This window comes from Acinetobacter higginsii, from assembly GCF_000369525.1.
Classification (GTDB): Bacteria; Pseudomonadota; Gammaproteobacteria; order Pseudomonadales; family Moraxellaceae; genus Acinetobacter; species Acinetobacter higginsii.
The window spans coordinates 111993-133490 of record NZ_KB850071.1 but is presented as its reverse complement, the minus strand read 5'-3'; the positions used below and the strand labels follow the sequence as shown (position 1 = coordinate 133490).

At 42.5% G+C, this 21498-nt stretch carries 21 protein-coding genes; 11 read left to right on the top strand and 10 right to left on the bottom strand.

Going from position 1 to position 21498, the window contains the following annotated elements:
• Window positions 1-17 precede the first annotated feature (17 nt).
• Complete coding sequence (locus tag F902_RS03835; protein ID WP_004804079.1) at window positions 18-650, top strand: MlaC/ttg2D family ABC transporter substrate-binding protein; 633 nt, start codon at window positions 18-20, stop codon at window positions 648-650.
• An 11-nt stretch (window positions 651-661) separates the two neighbouring features.
• Window positions 662-949 (top strand): STAS domain-containing protein, encoded by a 288-nt coding sequence (locus F902_RS03830; RefSeq protein WP_004657643.1) that lies wholly within the window; start codon window positions 662-664, stop codon window positions 947-949.
• Window positions 950-1001: 52 nt separating this feature from the next.
• Here the strand turns inward: F902_RS03830 and F902_RS03825 are convergent, their stop codons facing one another.
• Both F902_RS03825 and F902_RS03820 read right to left on the bottom strand, forming a co-directional pair.
• A complete protein-coding gene (locus tag F902_RS03825) occupies window positions 1002-1547 on the bottom strand; it encodes a hypothetical protein (RefSeq protein ID WP_017402247.1) in 546 nt (181 codons plus the stop codon).
• On the bottom strand, window positions 1538-2551 hold the full coding sequence (locus F902_RS03820; RefSeq protein WP_004657647.1) for a magnesium and cobalt transport protein CorA: 1014 nt from the start codon (window positions 2549-2551) through the stop codon (window positions 1538-1540). The genes F902_RS03825 and F902_RS03820 overlap by 10 nt, the downstream gene beginning before the upstream one ends.
• Window positions 2552-2723: 172 nt before the next feature.
• Between F902_RS03820 and F902_RS03815 the strand changes: the two genes are divergently transcribed.
• Together F902_RS03815 and F902_RS03810 are read left to right on the top strand one after the other, a co-directional pair.
• The gene (locus F902_RS03815; protein WP_005201236.1) at window positions 2724-3308 is read left to right on the top strand and encodes an LOG family protein; all 585 of its coding nucleotides are present in this window, start codon (window positions 2724-2726) and stop codon (window positions 3306-3308) included.
• Between the two features lie 10 nt (window positions 3309-3318).
• Window positions 3319-3714: an NUDIX hydrolase gene (locus tag F902_RS03810; RefSeq protein WP_005201234.1), complete on the top strand. Its 396-nt coding sequence runs from the start codon at window positions 3319-3321 to the stop codon at window positions 3712-3714.
• On the opposite strand, the gene F902_RS03805 is transcribed toward F902_RS03810, so the two are convergent.
• Both F902_RS03805 and recG read right to left on the bottom strand, forming a co-directional pair.
• Window positions 3647-4351: a ComF family protein gene (locus tag F902_RS03805; protein WP_017402245.1), complete on the bottom strand. Its 705-nt coding sequence runs from the start codon at window positions 4349-4351 to the stop codon at window positions 3647-3649. The two genes, F902_RS03810 and F902_RS03805, sit on opposite strands and share 68 nt — an antisense overlap.
• Window positions 4344-6389 carry an ATP-dependent DNA helicase RecG gene (gene recG, locus F902_RS03800; protein ID WP_005201230.1) on the bottom strand — a complete coding sequence of 682 codons (2046 nt, stop codon included), beginning with the start codon at window positions 6387-6389 and terminating at the stop codon, window positions 4344-4346. The genes F902_RS03805 and recG overlap by 8 nt, the downstream gene beginning before the upstream one ends.
• A gap of 18 nt (window positions 6390-6407) precedes the next feature.
• Between recG and F902_RS03795 the strand changes: the two genes are divergently transcribed.
• Window positions 6408-7226: an NAD-dependent epimerase/dehydratase family protein gene (locus tag F902_RS03795; protein WP_005201229.1), complete on the top strand. Its 819-nt coding sequence runs from the start codon at window positions 6408-6410 to the stop codon at window positions 7224-7226.
• 125 nt (window positions 7227-7351) lie between these two features.
• A complete protein-coding gene (locus F902_RS03790; RefSeq protein ID WP_005201226.1) occupies window positions 7352-8329 on the top strand; it encodes a putative solute-binding protein in 978 nt (325 codons plus the stop codon).
• A 75-nt stretch (window positions 8330-8404) separates the two neighbouring features.
• Here F902_RS03790 and F902_RS03785 read toward each other — a convergent pair whose 3' ends face one another.
• Entirely contained in the window at window positions 8405-9070 is a 666-nt protein-coding gene (locus tag F902_RS03785) for a response regulator transcription factor (protein ID WP_017402243.1), read from the bottom strand.
• A gap of 140 nt (window positions 9071-9210) precedes the next feature.
• Here F902_RS03785 and F902_RS03780 point away from each other — a divergent pair, with 140 nt between their 5' ends.
• Genes F902_RS03780 through F902_RS03770 form a run of 3 tightly spaced genes read left to right on the top strand, consistent with a single transcriptional unit; the run spans window position 9211 to window position 12569 of the window.
• Complete coding sequence (locus F902_RS03780; RefSeq protein ID WP_005201224.1) at window positions 9211-10863, top strand: flavin-containing monooxygenase; 1653 nt, start codon at window positions 9211-9213, stop codon at window positions 10861-10863.
• A gap of 2 nt (window positions 10864-10865) precedes the next feature.
• Entirely contained in the window at window positions 10866-11603 is a 738-nt protein-coding gene (locus F902_RS03775) for an SDR family NAD(P)-dependent oxidoreductase (RefSeq protein WP_005201223.1), read from the top strand.
• A 27-nt stretch (window positions 11604-11630) separates the two neighbouring features.
• A complete protein-coding gene (locus F902_RS03770; RefSeq protein ID WP_005201222.1) occupies window positions 11631-12569 on the top strand; it encodes an alpha/beta hydrolase in 939 nt (312 codons plus the stop codon).
• Between the two features lie 100 nt (window positions 12570-12669).
• Here the strand turns inward: F902_RS03770 and plsB are convergent, their stop codons facing one another.
• A complete protein-coding gene (gene plsB / locus F902_RS03765; protein WP_005201221.1) occupies window positions 12670-15216 on the bottom strand; it encodes a glycerol-3-phosphate 1-O-acyltransferase PlsB in 2547 nt (848 codons plus the stop codon).
• A 298-nt stretch (window positions 15217-15514) separates the two neighbouring features.
• On the opposite strand from plsB, the gene F902_RS03760 reads away from it, so the two are divergent.
• On the top strand, window positions 15515-16387 hold the full coding sequence (locus tag F902_RS03760) for an acyl-CoA thioesterase (protein WP_004804100.1): 873 nt from the start codon (window positions 15515-15517) through the stop codon (window positions 16385-16387).
• A 129-nt stretch (window positions 16388-16516) separates the two neighbouring features.
• On the top strand, window positions 16517-17758 hold the full coding sequence (locus F902_RS03755) for a dicarboxylate/amino acid:cation symporter (protein ID WP_005201218.1): 1242 nt from the start codon (window positions 16517-16519) through the stop codon (window positions 17756-17758).
• A gap of 61 nt (window positions 17759-17819) precedes the next feature.
• Here F902_RS03755 and F902_RS03750 read toward each other — a convergent pair whose 3' ends face one another.
• The 4 genes from F902_RS03750 to hmpA all read right to left on the bottom strand — a co-directional run bounded on the left by F902_RS03750 (window position 17820) and on the right by hmpA (window position 21498).
• A complete protein-coding gene (locus F902_RS03750) occupies window positions 17820-18764 on the bottom strand; it encodes a metal-dependent hydrolase (protein WP_005201216.1) in 945 nt (314 codons plus the stop codon).
• A gap of 129 nt (window positions 18765-18893) precedes the next feature.
• Window positions 18894-19670 carry a ribosome biogenesis GTP-binding protein YihA/YsxC gene (yihA, locus tag F902_RS03745; RefSeq protein ID WP_005201214.1) on the bottom strand — a complete coding sequence of 259 codons (777 nt, stop codon included), beginning with the start codon at window positions 19668-19670 and terminating at the stop codon, window positions 18894-18896.
• 84 nt (window positions 19671-19754) lie between these two features.
• Window positions 19755-20207 carry an RrF2 family transcriptional regulator gene (locus F902_RS03740; protein ID WP_005147145.1) on the bottom strand — a complete coding sequence of 151 codons (453 nt, stop codon included), beginning with the start codon at window positions 20205-20207 and terminating at the stop codon, window positions 19755-19757.
• Between the two features lie 79 nt (window positions 20208-20286).
• Window positions 20287-21498 (bottom strand): NO-inducible flavohemoprotein, encoded by a 1212-nt coding sequence (hmpA, locus tag F902_RS03735; RefSeq protein ID WP_005201212.1) that lies wholly within the window; start codon window positions 21496-21498, stop codon window positions 20287-20289.

Below are 21498 nucleotides of genomic sequence, written 5' to 3'. Positions count from 1 at the left end.
CAGGTTAGGAGATTGAAGTGAACACATTATTGAAACAAACTCTAACAGCAAGCGTATTATCAACAATGCTTGCAAGTGCAGCATTTGCGGCACCAACAGAGACCCCACCTGATTTTGTTAAGCGCGTAGCTGATGGCTTGATTACTCGTTTAAAAGCAGATAATGCAAAATTACAGAATAATCCAGCTCTGGTCAGAACGATTATTCGTCAGAATCTTGACCCGTATGTGGACTCACAAGCATTTACCCGTATTGTGTTAGGGACGTATGCGAATAACCAATACACCAATGCTGCTCAACGTGCTCAGTTTGAACAAAACTTCCGTGCGGTCATTATTGAGAACTATGGTGGTGCTTTCGCTAAATATACCAACGAAAGCTACACGATGCGTCCGTTTAAATCGACCAACAGTAAAAACCCTGTGGTTACTTTAGACTTCTTGCACAATGGTGAAAAAATTCCAGTATCGTTCCAGTTAACCGACAAAGGCGATCAATGGAAGGTACGTAATATCAATGTGTCTGGTATTGACCTTGGTTTGCAATTCCGTAATCAGTTTGCGGCAACGGTTCAACGTAATGGTGGTGACATCAATAAAGCGATTGCGACATTTAAACCAGATGCAGATGCTGCTGTTAGCAAAAAATAAGTAGGTGACGGGTGATTCAATATATTGATCAGCAATTAATTGTGTCAAAGACAATTAATTTTGAAAATGCAGAACAGATCTATCAGGCTGGTTTAAAGCATATTCAGCAACATCAGAATTTTCCTTTGGTTGTTGATTTGGCCCAACTTGAACAAGGCAATACTTTATCTTTGGCGGTATTGGTGCAATGGCTGCGTCAAACTCCTGAAAATAAAGGTCTACACTTCAAAAATGTGTCTGAGAAGATGTTGAAAATCATCCAAGCTTGCCATTTACAAGATGATTTAAAATTGATTTGATTGATCTGGCAAAGTGGAAAAAGAGAGCTATTTTTAGCTCTCTTTTTTATGCTTAGCTTTTGGGGAAGGCAGAAAATAGCGCCTCACAGCTTGGATATTTTTGATGTAACTTTGCTAAATAATAATTCTGATCATATTCTAAAAAACCATCCAATAATTTGATGCTGGATGGGGTATTACTGCAGCTTTTAACTTGTCTATCCCATACCGTAAAGGGCGCAATTGGATGATCGATCGATATGATATTTTTCTCACAACCTAATAATGCCATAGTGCTGATCCGATAATGATTGGGAGCAGCAGAATCTGCGGGATAGGCAAGACCAATCACTAAATCATTTGCTTTTATTGTTTTGGCTGGAAAATTACTGTGCCACTGGGTGGGTTTAGGTGTAAATAACCTAGTGAGAAAATGCTGAAATATAAAGCGAACATGTTGAAATTCAAATTGATTTTGGGTGTCAGAAGACTGTTTTTGTATAGATTGAACACGTGCGATAAATACATCTTTTGGGGAGTGAGGTGCGCATGCAAAAGCTGTTGAAATTGAAAGGATTATACTCAAAAATAGAAATAATCCTTTCCTGTTTAGATCCATTTTTTCCAACGGAAGTAAAACATTGGCAAGACGAGGAAGGCCATCAGAATACCAATCACAATCCAAAAACTGAGGCTGCCATGAGCAAAAGGTAGCACATCGGTGTTCATCCCATAAATACTCGCGATCAGCATTGGGGGCGCAAGCATACTGGGTAAAATCGAGAATCGACGAATCGTGTCGTTCTGCTCAGTATTAATGAATCCAGAAGTGGTATCCAGTAAGAATCGCACTTTTTGGAATAAGAAGGCATCATGTTCGACTAGAGAGCGAACGTCTTCACTTAACTCGCGAATGTCGGCATCATAAATGTGACTGCCTAATGCACGCGGGCGTGCTAAAAAGGTCAATACACGGCGTAAATCAATTAAACAGAGTTGTGCCTTTCCCAGCATATCTTCTTGCTGGGCTAAGCGGGTAATCATGTCATCAAGGTCTAAAATTTTCTCGCGATGATGGTTATTCAGGACTTCTGTGGAATATCGTTCCAAGTCCTTGTGGATATCTTCCAAGATATCCGCAAGCTCATCTAGTTTCGCTTCAAGTAGGCCGAGCAAGATCCATGTGGGATCTTTATAGTCCATGTCATAGTCATTACGACGCGCGCGGGCACGAAATGCACGGAAGGCAACCAATTTTTCACCACGCATGGTAAATAGGCGATCTTTATGCAAAATAAATGCAACCGTTTGTACCATTGCTAACATGGGTAAGGAGTCGTCAGTATCACCATCGACTTGAAAGTTTTTATTCTTTGTTAAAAAATAGGTACTGATATGCAAAATTCCATCATCATCACGGTAAAATCGTGCAGATGAGGAAATATCTTCAAGCGACTTTAGGGTTGGTAAGTTTCGGTCATACGCATCCAGAACCCATTGTTGTTCTTCTTGGGAGGGGGCGATGAGATCAATCCAGACCAGTTCGGGGTGGAGGTCGAAACCTCCGTTGATGGTTGCATCTTCTAGACTACCGCGCTCTGTGGCATAAAAGGCTTCAAGCATGTCTTTTTTCCTCGCGCAGTCGGTGTAATGTTTTCGGTCGTTTACCGAAAAGCAGGGTGTATTTTAGACAAGGATGAAACGAAAAACACTTGCCTAAACGTTATTTTCTCAAAAATCTTGTTACATAGCCTACTTTATCAGCATGACAGTTATATAAAACGGTTTTAATTGTATGAATTCTATATGTGTTTTCTGTGGTTCTTCTCTCGGTAATGATCCCATTTATCAGCAAATGGCTGAGGCGACTGGTCAGGCAATTGCTGCACAGGGAAAAACCTTGGTTTACGGCGGTGGTCGTTCTGGTCTAATGGGAGTGGTCGCCAATAGTGCATTACAGGCGGGTGGGCGAGTCATCGGGGTGATTCCTGATGCTTTGGTCGATCGAGAACTAGCACATACGGGTTTAACTGAATTGTATATCGTTAAGAATATGCATGAGCGTAAAACTAAAATGGCTGAGCTATCCGATGCCTTTGTGGCTTTACCGGGTGGAGCGGGCACGCTGGAAGAAATCTTTGAACAATGGACATGGAGCCAATTGGGGATTCATCAGAAACCATGCGCATTTTTAAATGTGGATGGCTTCTATGATGGCTTGATCCAGATGATTCAGGGCTCGGTTGAGCGCGGCTTTAGTCAGGAACGTTTTGTCGATAAGTTGATTGTGGCGGAACAAATTGAGGATATTCTTATGGCATTTTCAAATTATCAGCCAGCGACACCGAAATGGATGTCGACTGCTGAAATTCAGGCTTGAGGATCAATGAGTGAAAATTATCACCGTCGCGGCTGCCGTGATTTTGAATGAACACAATCAATTGTTATTAGTACGCAAGCAAAACACGCATGCATTTATGCAAGTGGGCGGCAAATTGGAAATGGATGAAGCACCTGAAATCACGATGCAACGTGAGATTTTGGAGGAAATTGGTTGTGAATGTGAGCTGAAACAATTCATTGGTCGTTTTGAAACAGCTGCAGCCAATGAACCCGATCATGTTTTGGTAAGTTATGTGTATGCCGTTGAATTAAAACAGCCACCGCAAATTGCAGCTGAAATCGCAGAAATGAAATGGATTGATTTAGATGATCAATTTACTTTACTTGCGCCCTTAACGAAAGAAATTGTGATTCCGTGGTGTCAGCAAAATCAAATGAATTAGTTTGTTGTACTTGTGCGGCTGCTATGCAGGCACTATAGATTTGTTGGCAGCCGAGTTGGGTCAGTACCTTAGATAAAGCACGAATTGAACTGCCTGTGGTCAGGACATCATCGAGAATAAGGACTTTGCGATAACGAATTGAGTTAGGTGGTGCTGCCACAAATTGTTGCTCAATATCTTCCATACGTTCTAAGCGCGATAAGCCTTTTTGTGAGTGTTGAGCCAAGCGTTGTACTGGTTGCCACACAGGAACATTTAGGTGAGCGCTTAGTGTTTTGGCCAATAGCAGGGCCTGATTAAAACCACGTTCTGTTAGGCGATCAATCGAAATAGGCATTGGTACAATCGCATGTACTTTAGGAAGTCTGAGTTGTAATAGCAGGCCTTCTAATATTCTTTGATGATGCAGTTTCTGCTCGTATTTGAATTGTTGAATCAAGCGATCAATTGGATATTGATAATGGCAAGCAACCAAGACTTGTTGCTGGTTACGTTCAATGCTTTGCTTCAACCAAGGCAGTTGTTGCCAGCAACTGTGGCATACACCAAACTGACGTTTCATGCCGATGTCGCAGAGACTGCAAGGCGTAAAATAATCAAAAAGCTGCTGTGCTGATGTGCCAAGTCGTTTAAACATAGGCATATCTTGGGGCCTCAGGCAGCCAGCGCTTGAGTAGACCATCTGCATGCTGGGGATAATCTTTCAGGATTTGCTCTGCCACATAATGTGCTTGAGTAAGCAAATGATCATCCCGTTCTAAACGTGCCACTCGAAAGCCCATATCTCCGGTTTGTTTGGTGCCAAGTAATTCTCCCGGACCTCGAATTTCCAAATCCTTTTCTGCGATCACAAAGCCATCATTGCTCTCGCGTAAAATCGAAAGCCGTTCCTGCCCATTCTGCGATAATGGGGTTTTATACAGTAGGGCACAGAAACTGGCGGTTGCACCACGCCCCACGCGACCACGAAGTTGATGCAGTTGGGAAAGGCCTAAGCGTTCTGCATTTTCAATCACCATAATCGACGCATTAGGGACATCGACCCCGACTTCAATCACTGTAGTGGCAATTAACAGTTGGGATTGATTGTCTTTAAACGCTTGCATCACTGCTTGCTTTTCATCAGCCTTCATCTTGCCATGTACCAGACCAATGTTGATGTCTGGAAAACGCTCTTTAATTTCTTGATAAGTGGCTTCTGCGGCTTGCGCATCCAGCGTTTCAGATTGTTCCACTAAGGTACAGACCCAATAGGCTTGTTTACCTTCGCGGCAATTGCTAGCGATGCGTTGTAATACCTGTTCACGACGCTCTAGGGGAATGGTTACGGTTTGAATTGGGGTTCGTCCAGGGGGTAACTCGTCAATAATCGAGGTGTCTAAATCCCCATATGCACTCATCGCTAAAGTACGGGGAATCGGTGTTGCCGTCATCACCAATTGATGCGGCGTAAATTGATCTGCACCCTTATTTCTTAAGGCAAGACGTTGGTCGACACCGAAACGATGTTGCTCATCAATAATCACCAAGCCAAGTTTAGAAAATCCAACAGTGTCTTGAAACAGAGCATGCGTACCTACGATTAGTTGCGCATGACCTTCTTTGATTTGTTGTTCCGCTTGAGTTCTGGCTTTGCCTTTTTGTTTGCCTGATAGCCATGCCACCTGAATGCCTAAGGGTTCAAACCAGCGTTTAAAGTTTAAGTAATGCTGTTCGGCTAAAATTTCAGTTGGTGCCATGAGGGCTACTTGCCAATCCGCTTCTAAGGCATGGCAGGCAGCGACTGCAGCTACTAAGGTTTTACCTGCGCCCACATCACCTTGCACCAAGCGTAGCATCGGTTGATCTTGTTTAAGATCTTGCAGAATTTCTTTGGACACCCGTTTTTGTGCATTGGTCATTTGGAAGGGCAAGCCTTCCAAGAGTTTCTTTGCAAGTACTTTACTGCTGCTAAAGCGAGGTGCAGAAATTTGCCGAATATAGGCACGTCGGGTGAGTAAACTAATTTGATGGGCAACCAGTTCTTCAAAAATCAGGCGTTGTTGTGCAGGATGCGAACCTTGATTGAGTTGCAGCATATTGGCATTAAGCGGCGGCTCGTGGATGTAATGGAGCGCTTGTTTAAGCTCATAGCCATTGCTGTATTTGCTGGGCAGTAATTCAGGTAAGTCATCACTATGATGCTGCAAGGCTTGGTGGACGTATTCACGCAGCTTGGGTTGAGTTAAGCCTTCAGTGCTGGGGTAAATCGCAGTGAGTTGTGTCTTAGGTAAAGCAGTATGTTGCTGGATTACTTGAATTTCGGGATGATACAACTCCAAACCCCGTGCACCAACTCGAACTTCACCAAAAATCCGTAATCGTTGCCCCATTTGGATACGATCTGTCAGACCTTTATAAATATGGTAAAAGCGCAAGGTTACCTTGCCAAAATCATCTTGTAGCAGAGCTGCGAGCGATTTCTTTTTCCCCGGAGGGAAATCGACAGAACGAACTTCACCTTCAAGCAAGTAACTTCGTCCAACGATCAGCTGATTCATTGGAATAATAGTGCTACGATCTTCATAGTCACGGGGAAGATGGAATAACAAATCATCCGTGCTAAAAATATGAAGCTTTTCTAAGAGGGTCGCTGCGGCAGCACCAACGCCTTGTAATTGCTGAACTGATGTCATCTCTGCTCAAAGGTGTGTATGCATATTTTATTTATTGGTTATGGTAAAACATCTCAGCGTGTCGCTAAACACTTATTTGAGCAAGGTCACCACATTAGCACAATTAGTCGCAGTGAAAAAACAGATTGTTACGCGACCCATTATATTCAGGATATTCATCAGCTGGATTTAAGTAAACTGCTACCTGTTGATATGGTGTATGTGATATTGGCCCCTGCACAGAGTGGTATAGCGGCTTATCAGCAAACCTATCTTGATAGTGTATTACCTATTGTCAACGCACTCAAAGTACATCCCGTACAACGTATTGTCGTGGTGTCCTCGACTCGGGTGTATGGCGAAAATGCAGGAGAGCGAATTGATGATGAATCGCTGATACAACCTGCTGATGAGCAAGGGCACATTCTTCGGGAGATGGAATTACTCTGGCAAGCGCATTATCCGCAACAAAGTATTATTGTTCGCCCGACTGGCATTTATGGGACTTCAATCGCCCGACTCAAAAAAATGGCAGAACAGAGTCTAACTTATCCCGCAATCCATTTTAGTAATCGCATTCATATTGATGATTTAGCAAAGTTTTTAGCACTATTAGTTAATTTAGCTAAAGTTGAAGCAAGTTATATCATTAGCAATAATACACCACTACCAATGCACGAAATATTATGGTGGTTTCAACAGCAACTTCATGTAAAACCCTTAAAACTAGTATCAGAACAACACACTGGCAAGCGAATTTACGCGACACGATTAGTTGAGATTGATTTTAAATTTGACCATTTGATTTGCTTTAATGACTATGCAGCGGCTTTATTGGTACATAGTAATGAAAAATAATTAGATTAGACTGTAAAGAAAGTTTAAAGAGTTGGTATGTATTTTGAATTATAAATACCAATAGATTCCTGAAAGGAACCGCCTAAATTAAGCACATGGTTTGCGGTGAGGCGTAAAGGTGATACATGAGAAAAATAATTTGCATGATCTTATTCGGGTTGATCACAACCACTAGCTGGGCTGTTGAGCAGTCTTGGTGCGTATTTGATCCTTTAAGTACAAAGGGTGATATTAGTCGCCGTCTACAGGATATTCGTTTGTATGCGCTACAGAATCAAGTTCAATTAAAATTTCAAACCTTTAAGAATGAAAAGGAGGCTATACAAGCTTTTGAGCAGCGTAAATGTTCAGGCTTGGTAGCATCCAACTTTAATACCTATCGCTATAACCGCTTTATGGGGACAACAGGTGGAATTGGTTTGATTCCCAATAATCGTGTCGCCAGAGTCTTTTTACAGCTTTTAAATAATAGCAATGTAGAAAAGCGTATGATCGGGACAGATTATGAAATGCTGGGTATGATCCCGATCGGCACGGCTTATATGATCATGAATACCCAACAGATCAATAAGGTGTCTCAATTAAAAAATAAAACCATTGGTATTTTGGAGAATAATCCACCACAGCAAGCCTTGGTGCAAAGTGTAGGTGCTAAACCTGTCTATGTAGATTTTTCCAATGCGGTGGAATCCTTCAAGCAGAAAAAAATTGATATTTTGGCTGCACCTGCCTATGGAATATTGCCGTATAACTTGAAAAAGGAATTTGGTGCAGACACGCAGGTCGTTAACTTCCCTATGGCGTATTTTGCGATGAATATCGTGATTCGACCACAAGTCTACCCAGCGGGCTTCGGTCATCAAATACGAGCTTGGTTTGTACGCAACAGCAATGTGCTTGCTGCACAAGCCATTCAATGGGAAAACCATTTACCAGCTTATTACTGGGCGGATATTTCAGGTTATGAGAAACAGGGTTATGACGCGATGGTGGTCAAAATTCGGAATCGTTATGTCGACTCTGGTTATTATGATGCATATTTTGTATCGCTGATTAAACGACTGAGATGTTTGGATGATCCGAAGTATTTAGAGTGTCGTTAGCACATTAAAAAAGGCAACCGAAGTTGCCTTTTGGGGTATCAACTCCTTATTGAATTGATACATCGCTTAATGAGCTTAGGTCAAGACACCTTCACGCAATAAAATACTGACTGCATGGGTGCGATTATGTGCGAGCAATTTCTTGACTGATGATTGGATATATTGATTAATCGTTAATTCACTTATGTCGAGGGCGTCAGCAATTTCCTTACTTCTTTCACCCAGTGAAACCCGTTTCATGACTTCAAGTTCTCGTTTGCTGAGACGATTCTTTAATTGCAAGGCAGTACCACCGGCCATATATTGACCGACCAAATGTCCAAATTGGGTAAGGGCATGGAGTAAAGTTGGATTGAGTTGAGTATCATCACTAAATTTGGTGCTGCAAATAAACCCCAATACGGCTGAACCATTACATATGGGTGTGACCGTAATGGCTTGTATATTACTTGCAATTTGATAGCGACTGCTCACCATTTTTAGGAAATCAATTCCTTGGCAAAAATGTGCCTTACGCTCCTGTATGGCTTGATAAATAATAGGAATAGAACGGATATCATCTCGTATTTCACTGATGTATTCGAGCCGTTCACCTTCCATTGAAATAATACCTTCTCCAAGAAAGCCGAACGCAGAATATCGGGAGAGTGTGGCATTCATCATCGGGAAAAGTGACATATAGGTCTTTAAAATCATAAAGAGTTGTTCTTCATGGCTTTTTGCCAATTCGATTTGTTGCACCTGTTTAATTATTCTAGAAGGCGGGATCAATACTTATCCTCCTTTTTAGGGAATTGTTAGTATAGAAATCGGGAATATCCGTATCCGATTCAAGCTCTTATGATGAATTTGTCAGCAAAATTCAAAAGGAGTATTTGAATATGATAAAAGCAGCTTTAGACACAAGCAATGTATTTTTGGATGCAGTTGTCGTTGGCGCAGGATTCTCAGGGCTTTATATGCTGTTAAAGCTGCGAGACGCTGGGTTTAAGACCATGGCTTTTGAAAAGGGTGAGGGTGTGGGAGGTGTCTGGTATTGGAATCGCTATCCTGGTGCCAAATGTGATACAGAAAGTTTTTCTTATAACTACACCTTTTCCGAAGAGCTGTTCCAAGAATGGAGCTGGTCCTCACGCTATCCGGAACAACCTGAAATTTTAGCTTATCTCAATTATGTGGCAGATAAGTTTGATTTAAAGAAAGACATTCAGTTTAACCAAACGATCATTTCTGCGCATTTTAACGAACAGAGCCAACGCTGGGACATTCATACACAGGAGGGACAACGGTTCTCAGCTAAGTATTTTATTTCTGGTGTGGGCTGTTTGTCTGCATCGAATATGCCTGTAATTCAAGGGCAACACCTCTTTAAGGGACAAGCTTACCATACGGGACATTGGCCGCATGACAAGGTCGACTTCAAAGGAAAACGAGTGGGTGTCATTGGTACTGGGTCAAGTGGCGTCCAAAGTATTCCAGAGATTGCCAAAGAGGCTGAACAATTATTTGTTTTCCAGCGAACTCCACAGTATGTGGCGCCTGCTAATAATCGTCCCTATTCAGATCAGGAACGTCAGCACATAAAAAATAGCTTTCAGACATTGAAGGCGCAAATGCATCAAACCATGTTTGGGATGCCACAAGACCCTCCAGACAAGTCTGCTATGCAAGATAGTGCTGAAGAACGCTTACAAGTATTTGAACATGCTTGGGATAAAGGTGGTTTTTATCTCGCAACTTCATATAACGATTTGTTGGTAAATGAACAATCCAATGCCGCAATTGCTCATTTCTTTAGAGATAAAATTGCAGACAGTATTGATGATAATGAAATTGCCAAACAGTTGCAGCCTCAATATTACTATGGAACCAAGCGTCCAATTTTAGGCTCGCAGTTTTATGAAACGTTCAATCAGGCACATGTGCAATTGGTCAATATTAAAGAGAATCCAATTGTTGCGATTGATGAGTATGGCTTGCAAACCACCGATGAATATTTTGAATTAGATATTCTGGTATATGCAACGGGATACGATGGCATGACTGGGCCATTGTTTAAAATGGATATCCGCGGCGTTGCTGGTATTTCCTTACAAGATAAATGGGAAAATGGAGCTGCGACCCGGACCTATCTTGGGCTCAGCACAGCAGGCTTCCCCAATTTTTTCATGATTACTGGACCAGAAAGCCCATCGGTACTTAGCAATATGCCTTTGTGTATTGAACAGCATGTCGACTGGATTACCGATTGCCTGAATTATATGCGAGATTGCGATCATGACCTGATCGAGGCTTCGGTTATGGCTGAAGATCAATGGAGTGCACGTTGCCAGGAGATTGCGGAATACACTTTATTTACCAAAGCTGAGTCATGGTATACCGGCGCCAATATTGCAGGAAAACCGCGACGCTTTCTGATCTATTTGCCTGGTATTGGACCATATCGACAGCTCTGTAATGAAGTTGCGGCAGATCAATATCGAGGATTTCAATTCAAACAAGTAGACAGTCACAATACAGTATGGAGTGCTTAATTATGAACTTTAAAAATAAATTTGGCATTGTAACGGGGGCTGGTGGAGGGATTGGCCGAGCAACGGCTATACAACTCTGTAGGCAGGGCGCACAAGTTCTGTTGGTGGATTATAACTATGAGGCCCTTCTTGAAACAAAACAATTAATTGAAGATGAGCACGGCATTGCCTACTGTAAACAAGCTAATGTAGCAAATTATGTTGACGTGCAGGCTTATGTGGATCAGGCAAACGAGTTGTTTCCACGAATTGATTTCTTTCATAACAATGCTGGTGTGCTCCAGAAACCTTCGTTATTACATGAAACGGAAGAGATTGAAGCGGAACGTGTTTTGAATGTGAATTTAAAAGGCGCTTATTGGGGAATGCAGCTGGTGCTGAAGCAGATGATGGGACAAAAATCTGGCAGCATTGTCAATACGTCATCTCATGCTGGCATACGTGCAGAACCTTATCTGGCAATTTATGCCGCGAGTAAACATGCTTTGTCAGGGTTGACAGTATCCGCTGCACATGAATATGGGCCGTACGGCATACGTGTTAACGCCGTCTGTCCGGGAGGTGTGGATACCAGCATGATTAGTGGCATGGTAAAAGACAGTGATGCATCACGTTTAGGTCCCTTAGGGCGTCTGGCTTTAGCGGGAGAAATTGCTAATAGTGTGGTGTATCTATTGTCAGAAAATGCTTCTTATATCAACGGAGTCTTGCTTCCAGTGGATGGTGGCCTAGCTAGTTAACTCGCATTAGACAAAGGAGTAAGCAACATGAGATATGTTCATAAGGAATTGCAGTCTGTATTGGCGCAACTCCCTGAGTTAATGATTAGTGCAGAGCAAATGCCTGCTATTCGTCAGTTCCTGAAAGATCATTTGATCGGTGATTTTCAAGCTCACCCACAAGTCGAATGCCTTGAGCAGTGGATTCCGTCACAACATCGTGGACGAGAGATTCGAATATTAATTTATCGTTCTCAATCCCTTCAGAAGCCGAGTCCTGCCGTACTGTGGATTCACGGAGGTGGCTATGTGATGGGAACACCTGAGATGGATGCCAGTCTTTGTGAGCGCTTTGTACTTGAGGCTGGTTGTCAGGTTGTTGCTGTCGATTATCATCTGGCACCTGAGTATCCTTATCCTGCACCTTTGGAGGATTGTTATGATAGCTTGTGTTGGTTATCTGAAAATGCATCTGCACTTGGTGTTGATGCTGACAAGATCGCGGTAGCAGGGGCGAGTGCTGGTGGTGGCTTAACCGCTGCGGTTAGCTTATTGGCTCGGGATCGTAAGGGACCAAAGATTGCATTTCAAATGCCACTTTACCCAATGATTGATGATCGTCTTCAGACGCACTCTAGTACTGAAATTCAGGATAGTCGAGTCTGGAATGAGCAATCCAATCGAAATGCATGGGCTATGTATTTAGGTGATATGCTAGCACAGCAAGTTCCATCTTATGCAGCTCCAGCAAGGGCTGAGGACTATGCTCATTTACCACCAACCTATACCTGTGTGGGTGATCAAGATCCGTTTAGGGATGAAACAATGGACTATGTGGCAGCACTGGCAAAAGCAGGAGTCCCCACTGAATTTCATTTGTATCCTGGCTGCTTTCATGGTTTTGATGGCTATGCACCAATGACGGTAATAGGACAACAGGCTATACAGCAATATGTTCAGGCATTAGCAACGTTCTTTCATGAATAGTCAGTAAAGCACTTATCTAATTTCTTTCAGAGATAAAAAAAGCAAACCTCGGTTTGCTTTTTTTATCTCTGAAATTTGAGTTGTATCGGTGTTAGTGGCTTTAAGCTTTCTTACGTTTTAAGCGACGTTTGGCTTGTTGTGAGGCCATTGCTTCTAATGCCTCAGCCAGCTCTTCATCGCTGAAGGTGGTGATATGCTGCAACATTTGTAAGGTGGTTTCATCTAAGACCAGCTGTGCACCTGCGGCCATTTCACTGAAGTTATCATCATATTCAATGAAACCTTGCTCATTATTACGAATATAATTTTGTTGAGTGAGGACCTTAATAAAGCTTTGGAATAAGGCTTTGTCAAAGAACTCAGGTGAGTTGAATTCATACAGCACAGATAAGCGTTGACCCAAGAGATGACTCAGCTCTTCAACTTGCTTGGTTGAAATGTTGCCTGAACCGCGCTGAGTAATCAGTGCCAGTGTCATGTAATAGCGTTCTAAACTTTGCTTTACTGGTAGAGCTAAAGTGACAAGCTTTTGATGTTCTTCACTATTTGGCGTTGGACTGAATAAATTGCCGTCATGATCTTGGAAAATCAAACCAATCTGAACCAAGGCATCGATATAATTATCAATCTGCTTTTGTAGATCAGCAGCTTCCCATTTCATGAATAATTCAGCTTTTAAAAACGGATACAAGGTACGGATCACATTGCTTAAATCATTCTTGTGAATTTTACCATTGTGCTCAACCAGCGAAGCCACCAATGACGGTAAAACAAAGGCGTGTAAAATGTTATTACGGAAGTAAGTCAGCAATACCGCTTGATTATCTTCAATCGCAATAATATCGCCTAGCACATGTTGTACACGTTTGATTAACTTGAGTTTGAGACCATAAGCAATAATCTCTTTACCTGACAATGAGGTCACTTGCGTGCGCTCATCATATGGTCGTTGTGTTGCCAAGTCACGGTAGATATCGAGCTGTTTCGCACAGATTTCTTCATCTAAAGTGTGTTTTGGTGTTGCCAATAGAATTAAAGACAGTAATGACACAGGGTTGATGACGACAGCGCGGTTGATGTTCTCTAAAATCAGATTGGCTGAGCTTGCAACGACATTAGAAATCTCTGTGGTGCTTGCGGTATCCGCCTGAATATTCTCCGCACCCTGTTGTTTCAGAATATCATTCAGGAATACAGGTTCACCGAAGTTGACATGCACTTTACCGAAGATACGTTCAATTTTACGTAAGGTTTTCACAATACCAAAAATGGATTCCGCTTCTTTCGGTTGACCTTGCATTTCGCCAACATAGGTTGAGCCTTCCATCAGGCGCTCATAACCAATATAGGTCGGTACAAAGACGATCGGCTTTGCAGGACCACGTAAATGACCTTGAATGGTCATCGCTAGCATACCAGTCTTAGGCGGGAGTAAGCGACCTGTACGTGAGCGACCACCTTCAATAAAGTATTCGATAGGCGTGTTGCGCGATAAAATGCTGTATAAATATTCTTTAAATACAGAGGTGTAAAGTGCATTTCCGCGGAAAGAACGGCGAATAAAGAATGCACCACCACCACGTAATAACTGACCTACAAATGGTAGATTAAGGTTATCACCTGCGGCAATATACGGAATCATCAAGCCACGCTTATAAATCACATAAGACAGTAATAAATAATCGATATGGCTACGGTGACATGGGGTGTAAACGATTTCGTAGTCTTTTGCCAGCTCACGTACGGTACTGAAATTATGTACCTCTACGCCGTCATAGAGTTGCGTCCATAAACGGGTTAAGGCCATATCGGCAAAGCGTACCGCAGATGCCGAATAGTCAGACACGATTTCATTGACATAGCCAATCGCACGACGTTCAGCTTCGAGCATACTGATTTTATGCTGAATGCTTTCACGACGAATGGCATCTTGTACCTCAGCTGACTTCACTACCGATTGCATCACATTGCGACGGTCTGATAAGTCAGGGCCAAGTACCACTTCACGTTGCTGATCTAAATAGGTATCTAAAGAACTTGCAATATAGGTTGCAGGTGAGATATTTGGATGGTTGGTCTTGGCATAATCTACCAACTCACGCAAAGATTGCGGCTCATGGAACTCTAAATAAGACTGGCGCCCATGCAAGCCAATATTCATCAGTTGTTTAACTGTACCTGGAGTTGCCCAAGTATCTGAAAATAATAATTTGAACCAAGAGTCTTCTTTGTCTGGCGAACGGCCCCAAAGTACGGTCACAGGTACCAGCTGAATATCAATATCAGTTTGTTGTTCTAAGGCTTCGACCAGTTGTAACAAGCGAGGCGGGAACGTTTGAGTATTAAAAAAATTGTTTTCGTTATGATGTAAAAACAAGACTGAATTTTTTTCTTGATAGCTCCCAAAACTCAAGGGGTCTAAGGCTGGTTTTAAATTTAGGCGGCGGGTCTCACCATCAACCACCAGCGCATTACTACGCGAATAATTTTGTAAAACATAGCAAACTAACTTATTTGAATCGGTTGTGTTTTGCTCTGTTGTGGTGGATTCTGTAGGAACTTCACCAAGAACATGTGGGGTTACCACAAGGTCAAGTAACTTACTCGAAAGTTGGCGATACATTTGACCAAATCCAGTCTTGGACATTACAAACTCCTAAATAATAATCCTGACATCGAGTCATGATGAACACGACATTCTGCGATATTCTTACATGAAACGGTATGTTATTTTCTGACAAAATATAGCGTATTTGGTAGATTTTATCGTTAAAAATCGTATTTTTAGCCGCTATAAATACATATTAAGATAATCAATACATCATTATCGTGACGGATGAATCATTTTATCCTGACCATTGTCATTTGAATTTGTGGCACAATCAAAATTATCAACCCTGAAAGGATTGGTTGATCTCTCCTCATTGATGTTGGAAGGCTATTACATGAATGCGTTAACTCAAGAATTGGTAGAACTGTTGACTCTGGAAAAGCTTGAAGAGCATATTTTTCGAGGCAATAGCCGCAATTTGGTAGGCAAGCGAGTGTTCGGTGGGCAGGTTCTTGGACAAGCATTAAGAGCGGCGTCATATACTACGGATCGTCCGGCGCACTCTTTACATGCCTATTTCCTGTATGGTGGCGATGTCAATGCACCGATTATTTATGAAGTTGATCCACTCAGAGATGGTAAAAGCTTTGCCAGTCGACAGGTTCGTGCGATTCAACATGGCCGTACTATTTTCTCTGCAATGGTCTCTTTTGCCAATCCAGAAGAAGGCTTGAACTATCAACATAAAGAGCCAGAATACCCTGAACCAGAGACATTAAAGTCTGAGAATGAGCTGAAAGAAAGTCTGATTAACTTTGTACCTGAAAATGTACGTGCCAGTTTTATGCGGGAGCGTCATGTGGAAATCAGACCGACGCAGTTGATTAACCCATTTCAGCCGCAGCCTGAAGCGCCGTTTTATGCACATTACATTCGTACCCATGATACGATTCCAGCAGATTTAGATGAGATCTCGCTGCATCAGGCGATTGTGGCATTCTATTCAGACTTTACCTTGATGACCACGGCTTTACGTCCACATGGATTGTCATGGATCTCTCCAAACTTACAATGTGCCAGTATTGATCACACTATCTATTTCCATCGCCCACTGCGTGCAGATGAATGGATGCTTTACGACATGGAAGCAACGATTAGTGCCAGCTCACGTGGCTTAAACTTTGGGCGGATGTGGCAAAATGGACAGTTGGTCTGTAGTACCGTTCAAGAAGGTTTGATTCGGCTCAGAGAAATTGAAACCCAGTAAAAAGTAAACCAGTACTAAGGCCATCATTCTGATGGCTTTTTTTATCATAAGGATGTGACAAAAAATTGCTCGATTCTTCAACATGAGCATGCCATAGTACCAATAAGTTAAATGTTTACCCATTAAACAATGAATTTAAATACACAAATTTTAATTGCAGCTGTGCTTGGTGTCGCTTTCGGTTTTCTGTTGCTTGCCTATCCACAAACTGCATTTGTTGAATCTAGTCTTTACGGACTGGGCATCTTAAGTAGTGTTTTCATTGGTTTATTGAAAATGCTGCTGATTCCATTGATTTTTAGCTCAATCATCGTTGGGGTTTCCAATTTACAGGCAGGCGGTCAATTCGGGCGTGTCTGGAAAATTACGGCATTGAGCTGCCTGACGACGACCACCTTGGCTTTAATTCTAGGGATTAGTTGTGCGCATCTGTTTGATGTGGGTAAAGGCGTCGATATTCAGCTGTTTCAAGCAGCAATGGACAGTCATCAAACACCAGACACCTTAACGCCATCAAGTTTTGTCACTAGCTTTATTCAAAATACCTTAATCAATCCATTTAAGGCATTTAGTGAAGGTAATGTGTTGGCTGTGGTGGTGTTTGCCTTATTCTTAGGTGTGGCCTTAGTCAAAGGTGGCGAACGTTTTAGTCTCGTCCGTAACATCAGCCAGCAATTCTTTGACATCATGATGATGTTAGTGGGTTGGGTGATGAAGCTTGCACCGATCGGGATTTTTGCGCTTTTAGCAAAGTTGATTGCGACTGAAGATTTGTCTGTATTAAGTCGGTTGGTTGAATTCGCGGCAGTAGTGACGGGGACGACCATTTTCCATGGTGTGGTGGTGTTACCTGCTTTGTTGTGGATTTTTGGTCGTATGAATCCAATTACCTTTTTTAGAGGGGCGAGAACGGCTTTAGTCACAGCTTTTGCAACCAGTTCCAGTTCAGCGACCATGCCGCTGAGTATGAAGTGTGCACAGGAAAACTTAGGTGTACGGCCGCAAACGGCAGGTTTTGTGATTCCTTTAGGCACACAACTGAATATGGATGGTACGGCTTTGTATGAAGCTGCGGCTGCCTTATTTATTGCCAATTTGATGGGCTTGGATCTGAGTTTAACGCAGCAGATTATTGTGTGTTTAACCGCCATGATTGCTTCATTGGGCGCGCCAGGGATTCCGAGTGCAGGGATGGTCACCATGATTATGGTGTTACAGTCAGTCGGTTTACCTGCGGAGGCGATTGCAATTTTACTGCCGATCGACCGCGTGTTGGATACGGTCCGTACTGTGGTTAATGTACAAGGCGATATGATGATTAGTGTAGTGGTTGATCGCTACGCAAAACAGGCAGAAGCTGAATCAAGTTGATCGTATTGGACGCAAAAAAAGCAGGAGATGATTCCTGCTTTTTTTATTCTAAAAAGAGTGCTTATGCTGCGGGTTGTAAGGCGCGTTTTGCAGCAGGGGAACTGTTTAAATAATTCACAGCATCTTGGGTGTTGCCTTCTTTGACGGGGTCATACCAAGGCATGAGGTAATCAATCTGTTGTGCAACCAACCATGCAGGACCTGGCAAGATTTTAGCGTCTTTTAATGCGATCTTCGACCATTCGATCCAGATCCATGGTTTAAATAAGCTTGGTTTCTTGTCAGCAAAACGAGGATCTTGGCTCATGATATGCGCTGCACCATCGACCCATAGGCCAAGTACACCGATAATGACGGCAACACTCATATAGTAACGTGCGATATAACCACCGCCCAAATGACGATAGAGATCAAATGCAACGGTACGGTGTTCAATTTCTTCAGAGCCATGCCATTTAATCAGATCGATCATTTCTGGATCTGCACCGAGTTCTTCCCAACGCTTGTTGTACAGTGCGTATTTACCCAATACACAAGTCATGTGTTCAACAGTCGCAATCACACCGAGACGGAATAAATCCCATTGATGTTCGAATGCTTTTGGAATTTCTTTATCGAAAGGCTTGTCAGCCAAGACCTTGGTGAATAAGAAATCCATGATGTCGAGGTTACGCTGAATATCAATATTGCGTTGCGTCAAATATTCTTTATTGGCTGAGGTATGGGCAACGGCATGCATTGCTTCCTGACGAATAAAGGCTTGGACGTCTTGCTTTAATTTTTCATCGGTAATTTGAGGAAGGACTTTGTTATATAAACGGCAAAACCAAAACTCACCAGCAGGTAAAATATTGTTAATTTCATTAATAAAATAGCTGGCAAAAGGCTGGTTTGGAATCCAATCCACTGGCGTATTTTCCCAGTCAAATTTTACTTTTCGTGGGAGGATTTTATAGTCAATCGAAGAACCAAGAACTTTGTTCTTCACAAATGATAGTAATTTCATCGTTTAGTCCTAATCGATAGTGCAATGAACCAACACTAAGCAGTATATGAAAACTACCTAGTGTTTGTGTTTAGCAATTCGGGACAATTAAAAATTATTTTATGCATCAAGTTGCATAAAATGCACTTTTTATTCTTGGATGTCGGTTTCTGAGGCTTCAGGGATTTGGCTGAGGTCAAATTCTGTCGGTTGATCAAGGGTGTAATTCAAACGACCTGCCATGACAGTTGCTAGTTCTTCTAAGCCAATGCGATTAAGCGATGAGAACAGTTGAATTGAGAAATCGAGTTTCATTTTCTTCAATTGCTGTTTTACATCAAATAAAACTTCATTGGCAGGACCACGATTGAGCTTATCTGCCTTGGTCAGCAGGATATGGACAAATAAATGACGTGAATGTGCCCATTCCAGCATCATCAAGTCAAAGTGCTGTAAAGGATGGCGAATATCCATCAATAATACCAAGCCTTGTAAGCTTTTACGGTGGATCAGATAATTTTCGAGTTCTTTTTGCCAGACGATTTTCATTGCTTCAGGAACCGCTGCATAACCATAACCTGGTAAGTCGACCAAGCGCTGATCTGGATTGCCCAAGCTGAAAAAGTTGATCATTTGGGTGCGGCCCGGTCTTTTTGAAGCACGTGCCAGTTGTTTTTGATTGGTCAAGGTGTTGATTGCACTTGATTTACCAGCATTGGAGCGGCCGGCAAATGCGATTTCATAACCTGTATCTTCTACGCATAAAGCCAGTTTCGGCGCACTCATCAAAAATTCAGCTTGGCGTAACCAAGTTAAAGACTGTACTGCATATTCAGTTAATGCAGGGTCAGCCTTTTTTTCATAACTGATTTTTTGTTTAGGTGCGAGTCTGGCTTTGGTATCTTTCGATTTTTCACTGCGACGCATAGAAGCTTACTTTTGAATAGAAATAGCAACGACCATTATAAAGGATGTGAGGCATTCGTGCGAATCCTTCATCTGTATGTGATTTTAAGCTTTTTGAATCAGCTCTAAAAAATCGATATTTGAGCGTGTGGAAGAGGGGATAATGCCCTGTTGGACGACTTCGCCAAGCGTATATTGATCAAGGCTTTGATAAAAGCATTCTAAGGCTTGATCTAAAATTCCTTTTAGTCCGCAGTTGGCTCGAAGTACGCAAGGAGGGGTATTACATTCAACAATTTGATGATTCCCTTGTAAGGTTCGAACAATCGCACCTAATTTCAGATTCTTGGCTTCCGGATTGAGGCGCAGGCCACCACCTTTGCCGCGAATGGTTACAATCCAGTGTTGCTTACCCATGAAGTGCACGACTTTAACCAAGTGGTTTTGCGACACATGTAAGTCTTCTGCGATATCTGCAATCGTATAAGGTACATCACTCGGACGAGCGACATACATCAAAATTCTGAGTGCATAATCAGTAAACTTATTGAGTTGCATGTGGTTTCACTCAATCTAGTGCAAGAAATAGAAAGGGCTAGTCTAACATAGACTAGCCCCATGCAAAATGTAGTGTGGCTTAGCTGAGTTTAACGCCACCTGTGCCAAAGGCTTCGCTGTGAATGTTGGCAGCAGGAATACCACGAGCAACCAGTGCCTGATGTTGCGCTGCCATAAATGGCATTGGGCCACATAAATAATAATCAGCATTGGCGGGTAATAGTGCAGCATCGATGCTGCTTAAATCTAAACGTCCAGCAACATCGTAGTCTTCACCAAGGTTGTCATTTTCGTGTGGAAACTCATATGCCGTAAATGTGCTTAAACGTGGATAGTTGGTTTTAAGCTCTTGGATATGCTGCTTCATGGCATGCACTTGGCTGCTGCGGCAGGCATGAATGAAATTCACGGGTTGCGGCATATCTAAAGTTACCAATTGGTTCAACATTGCAATCATTGGGGTTAGACCAACACCACCACTGATAAAGACATTACGCTTGCTGCTATCGATCAGATAGAAATTACCTGTTGGTGCAGACACTTCAATTTCTGAGCCTTCAGCTAAGCCATGTAAAGTACTAGATACCCAGCCACCTGCAAGTTCGCCTTTTTCATCTTCACGTTTCACTGAGATACGTAAATAGTCAGCTTGCGGACTGGTTGAAAGCGTGTACTGACGCGGTTGTCTTAAATTGAGTTCAGGGACAAACACGCGGACAGAAATATATTGGCCTGCTTCATAATGCGGTAATGCGCCGCCGTCTACAGGGGCAAGGTAGAACGAGGTAATCTCATCACTTTCCACCACTTTTTTGGCGATTTTGAAATTACGCCAGCCTAACCAGCTGCCTTGGGTTTGTTGGTGTTGATCATAAATGGCTTTTTCAGTACTGATAAATAGATCAGCCAATTGACCATAAGCGGCAGCCCATGCAGCAATCAATGGATCTTCCATTGAAATATTGAGGACTTCACTAATTGAGTGCAAAAGGTTTTCACCGACAATGCCGTAGTCAGGGGATTGAATATTCAAGCTCACGTGTTTATGCGCAATCATTTCAACCACAGGCAAAAGCACAGAAGGGTCTTCAATATTTTCTGCATACGCCAAAACTGCACCTGCAAGTGCCTGTGCTTGAGCCCCACTGCGTTGGTGTCCCATATTAAAGGTTTCTTTTAATTCGGGATGATTACCTAACATGCGGTTATAAAAGTATCCAGTCAGTGCAACACCATTTTCGCGTAGGACCGGAACAGTGGCCTTTACTAGGTCAATTTGCTGTGGAGTCAT